Genomic DNA, 17,327 nt, shown 5'->3' with positions numbered 1-17,327 from the left:
GGATCACGAGCGCTGTTGGCGCCCGCACACCGCCGCCCAGTGGCACGCCACCTGGGTGTCCGCCCCGCCGTTCAGCACCGGCAGGTCCACCGTGCGGCATGCCTCCGCCACCCCGGCCCGCTCCGCCTCGCCCGAGGCGAGGACCTGGCAGCGGACGTGGAAGCGGCAGCCCGACGGGACCTTCGAGGGGTCCGGGGGCTCGCCGGTCAGGACGACCGGTTCGCCTTCCGCCTCGGGGAGGACGGACAGCAGCGCTTGCGTGTACGGGTGTTGAGGGGCCGTCAGCAGTTGCTCGACCGGGCCCGTCTCGACGATCCGGCCGAGGTACATCACCGCCACCCGGTCCGCGATGTTCCAGGCGAGCCCGAGGTCATGGGTGACGACCAGCGCCGAGAGGCCCAGTTCGTCGCGGAGGCGCAGCAGGAGGGCCAGGATCTCGCCCCGTACCGACGCGTCCAGCGAGGCCACCGGCTCGTCGGCCACGATCAGCTCCGGCTCCAGGACCAGCGCCCCGGCGATCACGACGCGCTGGCGCTGGCCGCCCGACAGCTCGTGCGGGTAGCGGAGGAAGAACCGTTCCGGCGGACGCAGCCCGGCCCGGGACAGGGCTTCCGAGACAGCCGCCCGCTCGTCCCCGGCGTACCCGTGGATGCGCAGGCCCTCGGCCACCGCGTCGTACACCGTGTGCCGCGGGTTGAGCGAGCCGCTGGGGTCCTGGAGCACCAGCTGCACGCGTTTCCGGTACGCCTTGAGCGCCCGGCCCGCGTAGTCCAGCGGCGCACCCGCGAAGGTGACCCGGCCGGCGGTGGGCGGGACCAGGCCGAGCAGCGACCGGGCCAGTGTCGTCTTCCCGCACCCCGACTCCCCGACCAGCGCGACGATCTCGCCGGGCCGGATGTCGAGGTCGACGCCGTCGACGGCGCGGGCGGTGGCGGCCCCGCGCCGGCCGGGGAAGGTGACCTTCAGGGCTTCGGCGCTGAGGAGGGGGAGGCGGGGGGTGGTGGTGGCGAGGGGGGCCGTGCTCATGAGGTGCTCCTCGATCGGTCCGAAGGGGGCGCGTCCACCAGCACGCAGGCCGCCCGCCGTTCGCCCCCGGCCTCCCGCAGCTCCTGGTCCTCCGTGGCGCAGGAGTCCAGCGCCACCGGGCAGCGCGGGTGGAACGTACAGCCGCCCGGGAGCGCCGCCGGGTCCGGCGGGTCGCCCGGCAGGCCGCGTGGGGCGCGCCGGGAGGCGAGGTCCCCGATCTTCGGGAAGGCGGCGGAGAGCGCCCGGCCGTACGGGTGGCGGGCCTCCGCGTACACCTCCCGGGCCGGGCCCTCCTCGACGACCCGGCCCGCGTACATCACCGAGAGCCGGTCGCAGGTGTCCGCCAGCACGGCAAGGTCGTGGCTGATCATGATCAGGCCGACGTCCTGGTCGGCCACCAGTTGCTCGATCAGGCGCAGGATCTGGGCCTGGATCATCACGTCCAGGGCCGTCGTCGGCTCGTCCGCGACGATCAGGCGCGGATCGCAGGCCAGCGCCATCGCGATCATCACGCGCTGCCGCTGACCGCCGGACAGCTCGTGCGGGTACGCCTGGGCCCGGGCGGCGGGCAGCCCCACCTGCTCCAGCAGCTCCCCGGCGCGCTTGCGGGCGGCGGCCGGGGTGGCCTTGCTGTGCAGCAGGATCGGTTCGGCGATCTGGTCCCCGACCCGGTGGACCGCGTTGAGCGAGTGCATAGCGCCCTGGAAAACGATCGACGCACCCGCCCAGCGGACCGCCCGCAGCCGCCCCCACTTCATGGTGAGGATGTCCTCGCCGTCCAGCAGGATCTCCCCGGACAGCCCGGCCGATGCGGGGAGGAGGCGCAGCAGGGCGAGGGCCAGCGTGGACTTGCCGCAGCCGGACTCCCCGGCGATGCCGAGCTTCTGCCCGGCCTCCACCCGCAGATCGACCCCCCGTACGGCGGGGACGGCACCGGCCCCACTGCCGTACGTCACCGTCAGGTTCCGCACCTCCAGGAGCGGTGGGTCACCGACGGGCTTCGAGAGATCGGGCCTGGGGGACGGGTCGGGGTTCGGGTTCGTCGTGGTGGTTGTTGCCGTCAACGGGACACCCCCAGCTTGGGGTTGAGCACGGACTCGATGGCGCGGCCGCAGAGCGTGAAGGCGAGCGCGACGACGGCGATGGCGAGTCCGGGCGGGGCGAGGTACCACCAGTTGCCGGAGCTGACGGCCCCCGCCTCACGGGCGTCCTGGAGCAGCCCGCCCCAGGAGACGATCGTCGGATCGCTGAGCCCGAGGAAGGCGAGGGTCGCTTCGGTGAGGATGGCGGTGGAGATCACCAGCGTGGTCTGGGCGAGCACCAGCGGCATCACATTGGGCAGGACGTGGCGGGACATGATGTGGCCGTGTCCGCCGCCGAGTGCCCGCGAGCGTTCGATGTACGGGCGGGACTCGACCGAGAGCGTCTGCGCCCGGACCAGGCGGGCGGTGGTCGGCCAGGTCGTCACGCCGATCGCCAGGATGGTCGTCCAGATGGACCGGGAGAGGACCGTGGCCAGGGCGATGGCCAGGACGAGGGTCGGCATCACCAGGAACCAGTCGGTGACCCGCATGATGACGGTGGCGTACCAGCCTTTGAAGTGGCCGGCGGTGATCCCGATCAGGGTGCCGATGGCCACGGAGAGGAAGGCGGCCAGCAGGCCGACGGTGAGCGAGACCCGGGTGCCCCAGAGCATCAGGGCGAGCAGGCTGCGCCCGAACTGGTCGGTTCCGAGAGGGAATTCGCCGCTCGGCGCCTCCATCGGGCCGCCGGGGGCATTGGTCACGCTCTGCGAGTCGGCCCCCACCAGCAGGGGCGCGGTCAGCGCGAGGAGGGCGATCACCGCCAGCACGGCGAGGCCGACGAGCCCGGCGCGGTGCGTGCGGTACTGCCGCCAGAAGCGGAGGGCGGCCTGCCGCCGCCGGGCCCGGGCGAGGGCGCGCGGGCTGTCCGTCGGTGGGGACGCGGCTTTGTCGGTCGTGACAGTCATCGGCCCACCCGGGGATCCAGCAGCGGATAGATCACATCGGCGAGCGTGTTCATCAGGATCACCGCGGAGGCGAACACGAAGAACAGCGCCTGCACCAATGGCAGGTCCGGCACGCTCAGCGCCTGGTAGAAGAGGCCGCCGAGCCCTGGCCAGGAGAAGACCGTCTCCACGAGGATCGCACCCGCCACTGTCGTACCGAGGTTCACGAAGAGCAGCGTCACCGTCGGCAGCATCGCGTTCGGCACGGCGTGCTTCCGGCGTACGAGGTCGTCGCGCAGCCCCTTCGCCCTGGCTGTCGTCAGGTAGTCGCTGCCCATCTCGTCCAGCAGTGAGGAGCGCATCACCAGCAGCGTGCGCGCGTACTCCACCGCGACGAGCGTGATGACGGGCAGCACCATGTGGTGGGCGATGTCGAGGACGCGGTCGAAGCCGGTGGTGGAGCCGGACTCCATGCCGCCGGTCGGGAAGAGCCCGGGGATCGGGCCGATGCCGACCGACAGGGTGATGATGAGGAGCAGGCCGAGCCAGAACGAGGGCACCGAGTACAGCGTCAGCGCGAACGCGGTGTTGGTCCGGTCCCCGGCGCTGCCGTTGCGCCAGGCGGAGCGGGCGCCCAGCCAGATGCCGAGCAGCGTGTAGATGACGAACGCCGTGCCGGTGAGCAGCAGGGTGGCGGGCAGCGCCTCGCCGATCTTGTCGATGACGGGCGCCCGGAACTGGTACGACGTACCGAAGTCGCCGGTCAGGGCCTTGCCGCAGTACTGGGTGAACTGCTGCCAGAGCGGCAGGTCGAGTCCGAACTCACGGCGCATCGCCGCGATCTGTTCGGTCGACACCTGGCGGCCCCCGGTCATCTGCTTGACCGGGTCGCCCGGGATCAGCCGGAAGAGGAAGAAGCTGGTGACGAGGACGGCGAAGAGGGAGACGGCCGCCCCGGCCAGCTTGCCCGCCGCATAGCGGAGGTAGGCGGCCGTCGAGCGGGAGCGCGGGGAGCGGGTCGGCGGCCCGGCCGGAGCCGGGCCGCCGGATGCGGTGCTCTCCACGCCCGCCGCGCCTTTGACCAGCGCGGGAGTGGATTCTGAGCTCATGGACTATTCACGGTCTTCCGCGGTGGAGCGGCGACGCATGGCGAACAGCAGTCCGCCACCGGCGAGGACGACGACGGCGATCCCGACCCCGATGAGCACCCCGGTGGAGGACCCACCGGAGTCGGAGGAGGACGACGAGGAGGCCCCTGCGGCAGGGACCGCCGACCACCAGCTCCAGTAACCGTCCTGGCCGTAGATGTTGCCCGCGGCCGCCGGCATGGTGGTGATGGACTCGATGTGGTCGGTGCGGTAGGCCTCGACGGCATTCGGGTACGCCATGACGTTCATGTACCCGGTGTCGTACAGCCGCGACTCCAGTTGCCGCACAAGATCCGCCCGCTTGGCGGGGTCGTACTCCGCCAGTTGCTTCTTGTAGAGCTCGTCGTACTGCTTGTCGCAGATGAAGTTGTCCGTCGCGGCCGACTCCTTCGCCTTGGACGGCAGCGCGGCGCAGGTGTGGATGGAGAGGACGAAGTCGGGGTCCGGGTTGACGGACCAGCCGTCGAAGGCGAGGTCGTACTCACCCGCGTACCAGGGGTCGGAGACGTTGTCGAGGCAGTCGACCTTCAGCCCGATGCCCTGCTCGCCCCACCACTCCTGGAGGTACTTGCCGATCGCCTTGTCGTTCGGGTCGGTGGCGTGGCAGAGGATCCGGAAGTCGAGCGGCCTGCCGTCCTTGCCGACGCGCTTGCCCGCGCTGTTCTTCCTGTACCCGGCCTCGTCCAGCAGGGCGGAGGCCTTCGCCGGGTCGTAGGCGAGCTTCTGGCCGTCCGACGGCTTCCAGAAGTAGTCGGAGAAGCGCGGCGGGATGTACCCCTCGCCCTCGACGGCGTGGCCCTGGAAGACCTTGTCGATGATGGTCTTGCGGTCGACGGCCATGAACAGCGCGTGCCGCACCTTCTGGTCCAGCAGCGCCGGGTGGCCGTCGCCGAACTTCTTCCCGTCCTTGGTACGGGCTCCGGGGTTGACGGCGAGCGCGAAGAAGCGCCGGCCCGGGGCGTCGTTCACCTTGATGTCCGGGGCGTTCTCCAGCGAGGCCGACTGAGCGGGGGTCAGGCTGGGGCTGCCCGCGACGAAGGAGACCTCACCCTTGCGCAGGGCGGCGACGGCCGCGTCCTGGTCCTTGTAGTAGCGGAAGACCAGCTCGTCGAACTTGGGCGAGCCGCGCCAGAAGTCCTTGTTGGCCTTGAGCTTCACGAAGCTGTCGACCTTGTAGTCCGTCAGGATGAACGGGCCGTTCCCCACGACGGGGAAGTCCTTGTCGTTGTTGAACTTGGAGAAGTCCTCGACCTTCTCCCAGACGTGCCGGGGCACGATCGGGACGTCCAGAGCCGCCATCGTGGCCTGCGGTTCCTTGAGCTGGATGACCAGCTTGTCCTTGCCGGTCGCGGTCACCTTCTCGAAGTTGGAGACGAAGCTGCCGTTGGAGGTGGCGGCGCCCTCGTCGGTCATCATCTTGTTGAACGTCCAGGCCGCGTCCTCGGCGGTGGCCTGCTGCCCGTCGGACCACTGCGAGTCCGGCCGGATCGTGTACGTCCACGTCAGCTTGTCCGCCGACGGCTCCCAGGCGGTGGCCAGGCCCGGGATCGCCTTGTTGTCCTTGGCGTCGTAGTTGGTCAGGTAGTCGTACATGAGCCGGTGGATGCTCGTGCTCAGCAGCCGCTGGGCGAGGAACGGGCTCAGCGAGTCGACGCTCTGCGCGACGGCGACCGTGAGCGTCGTCCTCCCGTCGTCGGCGCGGGCCTCGGAGGGCGCGGGCGCGAGCGGGTTTCCCGGGACGACGGCCCCGGCGGTGAGCGCCAGGGCCGTCGCACCCGAGGCGAGCAGGGTACGCAGGCGACTGCCGGGCCGGAGGGTGTGGGGGGAGACTCTTGTGACCATGGACGGGGACCTCGCGTCATCACTCGCTTGAGAGGGAGGGTTGATCTCTGGTTCGCCAGCTGGTGAAGCGAAGGTCTATCAGCGGTCGCGAGGCTGGTCAACGGTCCGTCAAACCGCGTGTGGGCTGGGAAAACAGCGATGAGGGCCCGCACCGCGCGAGCGGTACGAGCCCTCATTGGTCGAGACCTCTAACGCCTTACTGGTGAGGAGCCTGCGGCGGCTGCGGAGGCCTCTGCTGCCACCCGGCCGGATCCACCGGACCCTGCAGATCGGGCTGGCCTGCCGGGTTGTCCTGGCCACCCGGCTGACCGCCCGGCTGTCCCTGCGGAGGTGTGGCGGGGGCCGGTCCACCCGACTGGGCCTGCGCGGGCGGCGCCTGCTGCCACCCGTTCTGCTGTCCGGCCGGGTCCGGCTGCGGGGGGTAGGGCTGCTGCGGGGGCTGGGGAGCGCTCGGCTGATATCCCCCGTACGGCGGCTGGGGCTGCTGCTGTCCGGGGTAGGGCTGCTGATGCGGCATCGGCTGGGCCTGGTGAGCTTGCTGACCGGGGTGACCCTGCTGGCCGTGCTGACCGGGGTGGCCGGGGTGACCCTGCTGCCCGGGGTACGGCTGCTGCGGCGGGTAGGGCCGGCCGGGGGCGGGGTGCTGGGGCGCGTACGGCTGCTGGCCGCCGGGGCCGCCCGGCTGCTGCTGCGGGTAGGGCTGCTGGTGCTGTTGTGGGGCGTGGGGGTGCTGGCCCTGCTGACCTTGCTGGCCGGGGAACGGCTGGCCCTGTGCCGGGTAGCCCTGCTGGCCAGGCATCGGCGGGGCGTACTGCGGGGGCGGGTTCTGGCCGTCCGCCGTCCACAGCCCTTGCTGCTGCTGGGCGCGCGCGAAGTCCTCCGCGACCAGGGCCGAGAGGTTGAAGTACGCCTCACGGGTCTTCGGCCGCATCATGTCCAGGTCGACCTCGGCGCCCGCCGCCAGGTGCTCGTCGAACGGGACGACCACGACACCCCGGCAGCGCGTCTCGAAGTGCTGCACGATGTCGTCGACCTTGATCATCTTGCCGGTCTCGCGGACGCCCGAGATGACGGTGAGCGAACGCTGCACCAGGTCCGCGTACCCGTGGGCCGAGAGCCAGTCCAGCGTGGTGGAGGCGCTGGAGGCGCCGTCGACCGAGGGCGTGGAGATGATGATCAGCTGGTCGGCGAGGTCCAGCACGCCGCGCATGGCGCTGTAGAGGAGGCCGGTGCCCGAGTCGGTGAGGATGATCGGGTACTGCTTGCCGAGTACGTCGATCGCGCGCCGGTAGTCCTCGTCGTTGAACGCCGTGGAGACGGCCGGGTCCACGTCGTTGGCGATGATCTCCAGCCCGGAGGGGGCCTGCGAGGTGAACCGGCGGATGTCCATGTACGAGTTGAGGTACGGGATCGCCTGGACCAGGTCGCGGATCGTGGCCCCGGTCTCGCGCCGCACCCGGCGCCCGAGCGTGCCCGCGTCCGGGTTGGCGTCGATGGCGAGGATCTTGTCCTGCCGCTCGGTGGCCAGGGTCGAGCCCAGCGCGGTGGTCGTGGTGGTCTTGCCGACGCCGCCCTTGAGGCTGATGACGGCGATGCGGTAGCAGGAGAGCACCGGCGTACGGATCAGCTCCAGCTTGCGCAGCCGCTCGGCCTCCTCCTTCTTGCCGCCCAGCTTGAACCGGGAGGCGGCGGAGGGGTTGCGGCTGCTCTTCGCCTTCTGCTTGCCGCGGACGAGCCGGTCGGAGGAGAGCTCGACCGCCGCCGTGTACCCGAGCGGTGCGCCCGGTACGGAACGCTCGCGCTGGTCGTGGGTGACCGGGGTGGGCCAGGCGCCGCCGGCACGGGGGTCGACGGGCTGGTCCGGGCTGCCTTGGTGGCCCGGCTGCTGGCCCTGCTGGTGGCCTTGCTGCTGTCCCGGTTGCTGGGCGTGGGGCGGCCGGGGCTGGCCCGGCTGCTGGTACGGCTGCGGCTGTTGAGGGGTGGCCGGGGTGGCGGGCGCGGGCAGGTTGGGGGTGGCCTGCGCCGGGAAGGGGGCGGGCTGCTGGTGCGGCTGGCCCTGCGGGTGCTGCTGGGGCGCGTCGAGGGCGGCCTGGTGCGGCTGGCCCTGCGGGAAGCCGTAGCCGCCTTGGGCGCCCTGCGGGGGCAACTGCTGGTGCGGCTGTTGCTGCGGGAAGCCGTAGCCGCCCGCGCCCTGGGGGGCCTGGGGCGGCAGCGGCGCGCCCTGGGGGCCCTGACCGTGGAACTGCTGGGGCTGCTGAGGCGCCTGCGGGAAGCCGTAACCGCCGGGGGCCTCCTGGGGCGGCACGGGGGCGGGCCACTGTGCTGCGGGCTGCGGGGCGCTGGGCTGCGGGGCCGCCGGCTGGAAGGCGGGCGGCAGCGGCGGCAGCGCGCCGCTCTCGGCGGGCGCGGACCACGGGACCGGCGCGGCGGAGGCCTGCGGTCCGGGCAGGGCGGCGGGCGGGGCGCCCTGGGAAGGGGCGTCCTGCGGGACGGCGTCGGCCTGGAGGTCTGCCTCGGCGCCGGGGGAGCGGTCACCGTCTGCACCGGCGTCCGCGTCGGCCGGGTCCGCCGCGTCGGCGGAGTCCGCGGGCTTCGGGGCATCCGCGGTGGCCGACGCGTCCGAGTCGCCGTCCGCGCCCGCGTCCGTGTCCGTTTCCGTGCGCGGGTCCGCGTCCGTGCCCGAGCCGTGGCCGGTGGCCGTGGAACCCGTGTCCGTACCGTCGGCGTCCGTGGAGCTCGACTCCGTACGGGAGGAAGCCGAACCCGGCTCCGTACCGGACAGGCCGGAGTCCGTACCCGTACCCGCCCCAGCCGCGGAAGCCGCTACCGCCTCGCGCTCGGCGATCTCGCGCTTCAGGGCGGCCGGGGAGAACCGCATGGTGGCGCCGCTCTCCACATCCCCGCCACCGAACGGCCCCGGGTCACCGGAGGCATCGGCGGAGGCGGCCGGAACGGCCGGCACACCGGGAACGACGGGCCCGACCGGATCGGCGACGGGAGCGGGCGCCTCCGGGGCGGCCGGAACGACGGGAGCATCCGCGTGGGCGGGGGCATCCGCCTGGGCGGGCGGCGCCGGAGGGGCAGGCGCCCAGTTGGGGTCGAACCCGCCCTGGGACGGCTGCTCAGGCACGGACACCGGGGCCCCGTGCGGCGGCGGAGGCGGTGCCAGGTGTGAGCCCGCGCCTCCCGAGGAGTCCCCCGCCGCGTTCTGCGTGTACCAGGCGGGAGGGGTGTAGTCGATGGTGAACTCACCCGTCATCTCGGCGGGATCCGCGTCGGACGACTCGTCGACGGGCGTGTTCCATCCGCCGCGGATCTCGTCCCGATCGCTGTTCACTATGCCTCCTGGTGTGGTCGAGCACCCTTGTGCCGTGGTGGGTGGGGGCGACCGGTCTCATCGGGCCCGGTACGCCCGGCTCTCCCCCTTGCGACGCGCACAACCCGCTCGCAGGTTTCTGCCGCGCCCCACCCACCCTAATCGCCATGGGGCGAACTCCGGCAGGCCGTATCGCACGGCAAAGAGCGCCCTCTGCGTCACCTGCCGCTCACCGGCGAACCGAGTGCGGCAGAAGCGGAAGAGAGAGGCGGTCAATTCAGGACATGCGGCGATATGGCGAAGGGTGGCGGCCAGGCCCGGCCACCACCCTCGTACCGCCTGCGTCGCCTACTTGAGGTCGAACTCACCGTCGCGGGCACCCAGGACGAAGGCCCGCCACTCCGCCTCCGTGTACCGCAGGACGGTGTCCGGGTCCAGGGAGGAGCGCATGGCGACCGCGCCCCCGGGCAGATGCGCGATCTCGACCCGCTCCTCGACGTCCTCGGTGCCGGGCGCGCTCAGCCACTCCACGCCCGAGATGTCGAGAGCGTAGAGCTCGTCCTTTTCCTGCTGGGTGCCCATGCCGGCGTCCCTTCCGATCGAACTGTCGAACTGTGTGTCGTTGCGGGGTCCATGCTCCCCGGTGGGAGGGCCACGTGTGGTGCGAACGGGAGAGGAATCAGTCCATCCGGCGAGCTGTGCCCAGCAGACCGGTCTCCGCGTCCGTCGCACTCGTCATCACCCAGTGGTGGTCGCGGCCCGCCACCCAGAGCGTCACCCCGTCCGCCAGCGTCGGCAGCGCCTCGCTCTCGGCCGGTGCGAGCCCCAGGATCCGGCCGATCTGCTGCGCTTCGTCGGGCGAGACCCGCTGGATGCCCACGAGCGCCGAGGAACGCAGCAACCGGGGTGCCACGGGGCTGAGATAGGGGAGCAGCGTCAGGACGGACTGCCAGGGGGAGGAGATCACCCGGCCGCGCGGCGGTCGCATACCGCAGTCGCGGATGACCACCACGGGGCTGCCGACCGTGGCGCCCGTGGGCGGGACCCGCCCCACGTCGTACAGGGAGACGCACTCAAGACCGGCGCCCGCCGCCTGCGCCAGCGTGGTCCAGGCCTGCACCCGGCCGGTCTCGACCGCCACCCGGGCACCGGTGCCCGCGGCGCGCAGCGCCAGCACCTGCGCCGTCCACAGCCCGCCGATCAGCGTGACGTCGTACGGGACCGGGCGGTGGAACCCGATCAGCTGCGGGCGCCCCTCCGCGTCGTTGCCGATGATCACGCCGTCGTCGCCGACCGGGAGCGACAGGGCGCCGAGGTCGTCGGTGGGCACGGTGTGCCCCGCGTGGCGGGGGCCGAGCAGTCCGCGCCTGGCCCCGGCCCGCTCCGTCACACCACGCGCCACTGCTGCTCCGCCTCTCCGCGATCCGCTTCTCACTGGGCCCCTCCGAGGGGGAGCGTCGCCAGCACACCGGGCAGCTGTTCGCGGTCCAGCCGCGCCAGACCCACCTTCGCGTGCCGGGCGGCCTGCTCCAACGTCCTTCGTACGCCGACGAGTTCGGTGTCCGACCCGCCGGTCACCCGGACATGGCCGCTGACGCTCGTCTCGCCCTGCCGGGCTCCGCGCCGCACCGTCAGGCTGAAGGTCGTGGCGTACGCGGGGACCGACGTCAGCAGCGCGACCAGCTGCGGGAGCGGCGTCGCGCCCCGGCCCAACTCGGGCCAGCGGTCCACGGCGTACGTGGTGTGCCACCGGTCGTCGCACCGCCAGACCCGCGAGGTCTCCATGGTGCGCCGCTGCGGTGCGGCGTCCGGGCGCCCGGCACGCCCCGAGAGCAGGGGGTTGGCGCAGGCGGACGTGGCGACCGCCGAGTTCAGCTCGTCCTGGTCCAGCACCACGGCCCGAAACCCGGCCCCCGTGATCCGGCTCGCCACATGGTCCGCGACCCGCACCAGGCAGCGCTGGGCTCCTTCGAGCCCGCCGCCGCGCGCCTCGATGGCCTCCCGGCACAGCTCCGGGTCCAGCTTCACCGCCACCCAGGTCATCCGCAGGGCGGGCGCTCCCGTCTTGTCCTGGAGCGGCCCGTACGACAGACGGGCGACCGACTGCTGCGGCAGATGCGGGGCGGGAGCGGCCCGTACCTGCTGCACCAACTGCGCGGATTCCAGCACGATGTCGTCGACCCGGAGGGCGTCGCCGAGCAGCGACAGCGGGAGCGAGCGGGCGCCGAACGCGGGCCGCAGCGCCTCACCGCTCGCCTCCACCCGTACCGCCGCGGTCAGGAACGTGCCGTCGCCGAGCATGCCCACCGTGCGGTGGTCCCGGTCGACGTAGATGTGGGGGCCGAAGCCGGGCACGTTCTCCGCGACCGGGGCCAGCATCGGCTCCGCGTCGGCGCCCGGCGCCGCCGCCCGCCGCCGGGCCCTGAGCAGGAGGGCGCCGGCCAGCCAGTCCTGGAGCGCGCGGCCCCGGCGGCGTACCACCGCGAGCAGCACCAGCAGCACGACGAGCACCCCGGCAGGCACCAGCCAGGCACCGCCGAGCGCCGCACCCACCACGGCCACCGCGAGCGCCGCCTCGATGATCACCAGCTGCCGTCGCAGCGGCCGGACCCGGCCGGTCCGCGCGGTGGCGCGCAGGGTGGTGGCCGCGGGGGCGCTCGGCGTGGTGGCGGGGGCTGTGGCGGCCGGCTCGTTGCTGCGTTGCCGACGGGAAGGACCGGAGGCCCGGCGGCCGGACCGCCCGGTACGCTCGCGCGTAGCTGCACCCATTGCCGCGTTGCCCCCTCGTGTCCCGTATTCGCCGTTTTCCGTACGGGTGTTGATCGGTTGGTCACCCTACCTGAGCAGTGGGGGCCGAGCCCCTGGGGGCATAGTAGGGGCCCGGTGCGACACCAGGGGCCGACGGTGTGTGTGGCACCCTGGTCGACCATCGGGGAGAAGGGGCAGCGGAACATGGCATCACGGCGGGATGAGCTCAACGCCTACACCTTTGCGAAGCGGAGGTTGATCGCACAGTTCCTGCAACCCAACCCGACCGGCTCCGAGGAAGGCGCACCGCGCCCCCTGCGCGCGGTCGTCCCCGGGGCGATCATCGGCGTCGTCGTCCTCGCCGTCTTCGGCGCCTGGGGCATGTTCAAGCCGGTGGCCCCCAAGGACTGGGACACCCCCAACGAGAACGTCATCATCGCCAGCAAGTCCACCACCCGTTACGTGGTGTTGACGACCGACGGCAAGAAGCAGCTCCACCCCGTCCTGAACATGTCCTCGGCCAAGCTCCTGCTCGCCCAGGACAAGGGCAAGGTCGTCAACGTCGACGAATCGGTGCTGGACAACGGCACGATCCCGCACGGCGCGACGCTCGGCATCCCGTACGCGCCCGACCGGCTGCCCGACCCCAAGGACGCCGGATTCGCCAAGCGCTGGGCGGTCTGCGAACAGCCCGGAGAGGGCGGCCGGGCCATCCAGAAGGCCGCCTTCGTCTTCGCCGAGCGCGAGGAGGGGAAGACCGAGGGCAAGGCGAAGCTGCGCGGCGGCGAGGTGATGTACGTCGAGGGCCCCGACCGGACCCGCTACCTCGTGGACGCCACGGGCAAGGCGTACCCGGTCCCCGCCGACGAACTGCTGCTGCGCACCCTGGTCGACCCGGGCGCCAAGCCCCAGAGGGTCTCCGCCGCGTGGCTGGCGACGCTGCACCAGGGCGACCGGATCACCTTCCCGGCGCTGGACGGCGTCCCCGGCACCCCCGCGAACGTCCCGGGCACGCTCGACGACGACACGAACAAGGTGGGCATGGTCCTGGCCGCCACCGCCGGAACCAGGACCCAGCAGTACGTCGTCCTCCCCGGCAGGGTCGCCCCGGTCTCGGACTTCATCGCCAAGCTCCTGCTCAGCAGCCGGGACCTGGACAAGCTCGGCCAGGCCGGCCAGGTGAAGCCGGTGGGCGCCTCGGCGTTCTCGCCGGGCCGGGCCTTCGGCGCGGAGCTGGACTGGCCGGTCCACGAGGCGAAGGCCGTCAACTCCCCCGACGTCACGAAGGGAAGCCGGAACACCGTGTGCAACGTCCTGCGCGACGTCGACGCCGACAACGGCGCCACCACCCTCTCCACCTGGGTGGGTACGGGCTTCCCGGCGACGCTCCCCACCGGCTCCTCCAGCGCCTACGTCACCCCTGGATCCGGCGAGTTCTTCCGCCAGTTCCAGGGCTCCCAGACCGATGTCGGCTTCCTCTTCCTGGTCACCGACACCGGACTGCGCTACGCGATGCAGTCCAACAGCGACAGCGGCCAGGACGACTCCGGTATCGGCGCGTCCGGCTCGAAGAAGGAACGGGAGGCGCGCCTGCAGGAGGCCCAGCAGGCGCAGAACCTCCTCGGCTACAAGGACGTCGACCCCACCCCCGTACCGGCGGCCTGGTCCACGTTCCTGCCGACGGGTCCGCGACTGTCGACGGGCGCGGCGAGCCAGCCGCAGGGTTCGTGAGGAGCGCCGGACAGATGAAGCGCCCCACCCCTCTGCCTCGTACGACCAGGCACCTCCTGACGACAGCGGCGGCCACCGGCTTCCTCCTCGTCGCCCTGCCGTCCCCTCAGGCGGCGGCGGACGACACGACCCAGTGCACGTTCGACGGGAAGAAGTACCCGGGCCGCCCCTGGTCGTTGCAGCGCGTCCTCATGGACGAGCTGTGGAAGCAGTCCACCGGGAAGGGGGTACGCGTGGCGGTCATCGACACCGGCGTCGACGTGAAGAACCCCCAGCTGACCCCCGCCGTGGACGTCAAGGCGGGCAAGAACTTCCTGCCGAAGAAGCTCAAGACCGAGGACGGCCGCGAGATCGAACGCGGCAAGGAGAACGGCACCACCGACACGGTGGGTCACGGCACCAAGGTCGCCGGCATCATCGCCGCGCGCGAGGCGAAGGGCACGGGCTTCGCCGGCCTCGCCCCGGACGCGACGATCATCCCGATCCAGCAGAACGACGCCGACGGCAACGGAACGGCGGACTCCCTGGCCCGGGCCATCCGCTACGCCACCGACGACGCGGGTGCCCACATCATCAACATCTCCCAGGACACCGCCGACGCCGTCGCGCCGACACCGCGCCTGAAGCAGGCGGTCGACCACGCCCTGGCCGAGAACGTCGTGGTCATCGCCTCGGCGGGCAACGACGGCATGGACGGCAAGGCGAAGCTGACCTACCCCGCTTCGTACGAGGGCGTCCTCGCCGTCGCCTCCTCGGACCGGAACAACGAACGCGCCTACTTCTCCCAGGGCGGCCCGTTCGTCGGCATCGCCGCCCCCGGCGTGGACATGGTCTCCACCGTCCCCGGCGGCGGCCACTGCGCCGACAACGGCACCAGCTTCTCCGCCCCGTACGTCGCCGGAGTCGCCGCGCTGATCAAGGCGAAGCACCCCCGCTGGACGCCGCGGCAGATCGTGGCCCAGATGCAGCAGACGGCGGAGCGCTCGGTGGCGGGCCACGACCGCCACGTGGGCTGGGGCGTCGTCGACCCGGTACGCGCCCTCACCGAGGACGACAAGCCCATCGAGCGCCCGGTCGCGAGCGAGGGCATGAGCAAAGGCGAAGCACCGACCACGGCCCAGCTCCAGCTGGGCGAAACGGCCGACGAACGCAACGCCCGCCTCGCGACGTACGTCGTCGTGGGCGGCGGCGTCCTGGTGGCCGCGATCGCCGGTGTGGCAGTGGCCGTACGGGACACGAGACGCCGCAAGAGGCGGCTCGCGGGCGGCGCCTGACGGAGGAGCGCCTCGGCCGAGGCATGAGACAAGTCATGTGGCCGCCAACCCAATTGGCCCGGCGCCACGCAGTGACTAGAGTTACCGGATGAGATGGGCTCGGATCGCATCGATGCGATAGCAACGCAGAACGATCCGAGCAAACGGGGATGCACAACGGGGAGGACGGCATGGGGACCGGTCCAGGTGACCTCAGGCGCGGCGTAGGCGCGCTGGAGACATTCAAGAAGCGGGTGGACGCCCTGCTCGCAGACCTGGAGGGCTCGGCCGCAGGCAAGTCGAAGGTGGCGGCCCAGAAGGTGTCGCGCGCCTCCTTGAGCGGCCCGAACGCCCGCTTCGCCGAGGCGGACGGCCTCTACACCCAGTACAACCGCGTTCACGAGTCCCTGATCTCGCTCTCGAAGTCGCTGGGCGACCAGATCGAGTACCTGAGCCTGGGCGTGCACGCGGCGGCGGTCGGCTTCGACAACGTGGACGACGAGACGCGGCGGCGCTTCCACGAGATCCAGACGCGGATGGACCGGGAGCGCGAGGAAGCCGTCAAGCAGAAGCAGCGTAGCGACGACGACCAGTTCGAGTCCGGGTGGGGAGCGAAGTGAGCGACGAGAAGCAGCCGGAACTGACCCCTGCCGAACAGCAGAAGCAGGACGAGGGCCGTGTCAATACCCAGCTGGTCGTCACCGATATGACGGAGCTGGGCCGGGAGGTCCTGAGCATCTTTCCCTTCGGAGGCGGCGGCAGAGCAGGCCGTACCTCGTTCGAGGGACACGACCTCAACGCCATCATCGACCTGGTGGAGAACGCCAACCCGGCCGACCTGGAGAACGCGGGCGAGGCGCTCTGGAAGGCCAGGGACGCGATCCGGAGCGCGGCGAAGGAGCTCGGCGACCACATCGACGGCGTCGACTGGCAGGGCGACTCCGGCGAGGCCTTCCGTAAATGGGGCAAGGGCCTGGTGACCCACGCCACGAAGCTCGGCGACTTCGCCGACGCGGCGGGCACTCAGATCACGGTGGCCGGCACCGGCCTGGCATCGGTCCGCAACTCCATGCCGCCGCGCGACCGCCGGATGATCCAGACGGACGTGGACGACATCCTGTTCCCGGCCCGGACCGAGACGAACCCGCAGTACGCGGCCGCTCTCACGGTGGAGAAGAACCGCCAGGAGGCGATCAACCAGATCAACCGGCTGGCGTCGTACTACGCGGTGTCGGAGGAGGTGCTGGCGGGGCAGGAACCGCCGCGGTTCGATCAGCGGCTTGGTGTCAACGTGCCCAGGCCGAGCGGCAACGGGGAGCAAAATGTGAGCTCGGGATCGTCGGGAGGCACCGACAGCCTGCGCGCAGGGGGAGTGACGCAAGGCGTACCGGAGCGCGCAACAGTAGGCGGGTCGGCTGACGCCAACCAGAGTGAACGTACCTCGGTAGGCGCTCTCGGACCTGCACCTGTGCTGGACAAAAGCACGTCCACGGAGATCAACAGTGTTGCGACTCCGACCGTTCCGAATACGGCCACCGGTACCCCTCTCACACCACCGGCCACGAGCGGCCCAGGCCCGGTCAACACTCCGACGCTGCCCGTGGTGCCGAGTCTCGGGAACCCGGTAACCGTGGGCCCCTCAAGGGCCACAGGACCCGCGGGTGGGCCCCGGTCCATGAGCCAGGCCGGGGGAGGACTGGGTAAGGCATCCCCCAGCGGCGCCGGCGCTACTGGCAGGGGCGGCACCGGCGCGCCTGTCGGCCGTCCGAGTCCGATGGCTAGTGGGCCATCAGCCACGGGGCGTTCCGGCGGGGGTACACAGCTGCCCACGGCCGGTCAGTCCGGCGTGACGGGCGGCCGACCCATCGCCGCCCATGGCGGCACAGCGGCACCGGGTACCTCTCGTGCGGGACAGGGCAACGGCATCGTGGGCGGTACGCCGCAGCGGGCCACCTCTGCGGCGTCCGGGGCCGGCGGGGCTCGTGGAGTGTCGCGAGGAACGGTGATCGGCGGACCCGGCGCAAGTGGCAATGCGCCGCGCTCCGGCCAGCGTGGTGGGCCTGTCTCGGGCGCCAATGGAGTGGTCGGAGCTGCCCGAGGGACGTCGGGCTCCGGCTCTAAGGGCTTCACGGCCGGTGGCGCAGGACTGGTCCGCGGCCCTGCCGGTCGGCGGAAAACTGACCGGAAGGACGAGGAGAACACCGGGTCGACTCGTCCGGACTACCTGACGGAAGACGAAGAAACATGGGTGGCCCGACGGCGCGGAGCCGTGCCGCCGGTGGTCGAGCAGTAGT

The 17,327-nt window shown here is 71.9% G+C and carries 13 protein-coding genes; 4 read left to right on the top strand and 9 right to left on the bottom strand.

From position 1 onward, the window contains the following. Positions 1-3 precede the first annotated feature (3 nt). From IF17_RS0123830 to eccE, 9 genes are all read right to left on the bottom strand, one after another. Positions 4-1,026: an oligopeptide/dipeptide ABC transporter ATP-binding protein gene (locus IF17_RS0123830; RefSeq protein ID WP_030569368.1), complete on the bottom strand. Its 1,023-nt coding sequence runs from the start codon at positions 1,024-1,026 to the stop codon at positions 4-6. Further along, positions 1,023-2,090: an ABC transporter ATP-binding protein gene (locus IF17_RS0123825; protein WP_030569365.1), complete on the bottom strand. Its 1,068-nt coding sequence runs from the start codon at positions 2,088-2,090 to the stop codon at positions 1,023-1,025. The genes IF17_RS0123830 and IF17_RS0123825 overlap by 4 nt, the downstream gene beginning before the upstream one ends. Beyond that, entirely contained in the window at positions 2,087-3,016 is a 930-nt protein-coding gene (locus IF17_RS0123820; RefSeq protein WP_030569362.1) for an ABC transporter permease, read from the bottom strand. Before IF17_RS0123820 ends, IF17_RS0123825 begins: the two co-directional genes overlap by 4 nt. Then, positions 3,013-4,104 (bottom strand): ABC transporter permease, encoded by a 1,092-nt coding sequence (locus IF17_RS0123815; protein WP_030569359.1) that lies wholly within the window; start codon positions 4,102-4,104, stop codon positions 3,013-3,015. The genes IF17_RS0123820 and IF17_RS0123815 overlap by 4 nt, the downstream gene beginning before the upstream one ends. Positions 4,105-4,107: 3 nt before the next feature. Next, positions 4,108-5,985 carry an ABC transporter substrate-binding protein gene (locus tag IF17_RS0123810; protein WP_030569356.1) on the bottom strand — a complete coding sequence of 626 codons (1,878 nt, stop codon included), beginning with the start codon at positions 5,983-5,985 and terminating at the stop codon, positions 4,108-4,110. Between the two features lie 196 nt (positions 5,986-6,181). Next, positions 6,182-9,322 (bottom strand): SCO5717 family growth-regulating ATPase, encoded by a 3,141-nt coding sequence (locus tag IF17_RS0123805; protein WP_030569353.1) that lies wholly within the window; start codon positions 9,320-9,322, stop codon positions 6,182-6,184. Positions 9,323-9,649: 327 nt separating this feature from the next. After that, a complete protein-coding gene (locus IF17_RS0123800) occupies positions 9,650-9,883 on the bottom strand; it encodes a DUF397 domain-containing protein (protein ID WP_015611831.1) in 234 nt (77 codons plus the stop codon). Positions 9,884-9,980: 97 nt separating this feature from the next. Continuing rightward, positions 9,981-10,691 carry a hypothetical protein gene (locus IF17_RS0123795; RefSeq protein ID WP_030569348.1) on the bottom strand — a complete coding sequence of 237 codons (711 nt, stop codon included), beginning with the start codon at positions 10,689-10,691 and terminating at the stop codon, positions 9,981-9,983. Positions 10,692-10,732: 41 nt separating this feature from the next. After that, positions 10,733-12,070, bottom strand: coding sequence for a type VII secretion protein EccE (gene eccE / locus IF17_RS0123790; RefSeq protein WP_030569345.1), 1,338 nt, complete (start codon positions 12,068-12,070; stop codon positions 10,733-10,735). A 183-nt stretch (positions 12,071-12,253) separates the two neighbouring features. Between eccE and eccB the strand changes: the two genes are divergently transcribed. The 4 genes from eccB to IF17_RS1000000138000 all read left to right on the top strand — a co-directional run bounded on the left by eccB (position 12,254) and on the right by IF17_RS1000000138000 (position 17,326). Then, a complete protein-coding gene (eccB, locus tag IF17_RS0123785) occupies positions 12,254-13,780 on the top strand; it encodes a type VII secretion protein EccB (protein WP_030569342.1) in 1,527 nt (508 codons plus the stop codon). Between the two features lie 14 nt (positions 13,781-13,794). After that, positions 13,795-15,054: a type VII secretion-associated serine protease mycosin gene (mycP, locus tag IF17_RS0123780; RefSeq protein WP_030569339.1), complete on the top strand. Its 1,260-nt coding sequence runs from the start codon at positions 13,795-13,797 to the stop codon at positions 15,052-15,054. Between the two features lie 149 nt (positions 15,055-15,203). Then, on the top strand, positions 15,204-15,653 hold the full coding sequence (locus IF17_RS0123775) for a hypothetical protein (protein WP_030569336.1): 450 nt from the start codon (positions 15,204-15,206) through the stop codon (positions 15,651-15,653). Continuing rightward, the gene (locus IF17_RS1000000138000; RefSeq protein ID WP_078616013.1) at positions 15,650-17,326 is read left to right on the top strand and encodes a WXG100 family type VII secretion target; all 1,677 of its coding nucleotides are present in this window, start codon (positions 15,650-15,652) and stop codon (positions 17,324-17,326) included. The genes IF17_RS0123775 and IF17_RS1000000138000 overlap by 4 nt, the downstream gene beginning before the upstream one ends. Position 17,327: the final 1 nt, after the last annotated feature.

This window comes from Streptomyces cyaneofuscatus (genome assembly GCF_000718135.1).
Lineage (GTDB): Bacteria > Actinomycetota > Actinomycetes > Streptomycetales > Streptomycetaceae > Streptomyces > Streptomyces cyaneofuscatus.
Note: the sequence above shows the minus strand (reverse complement) of the source record. Positions and strands in the feature narration are given on the sequence as shown.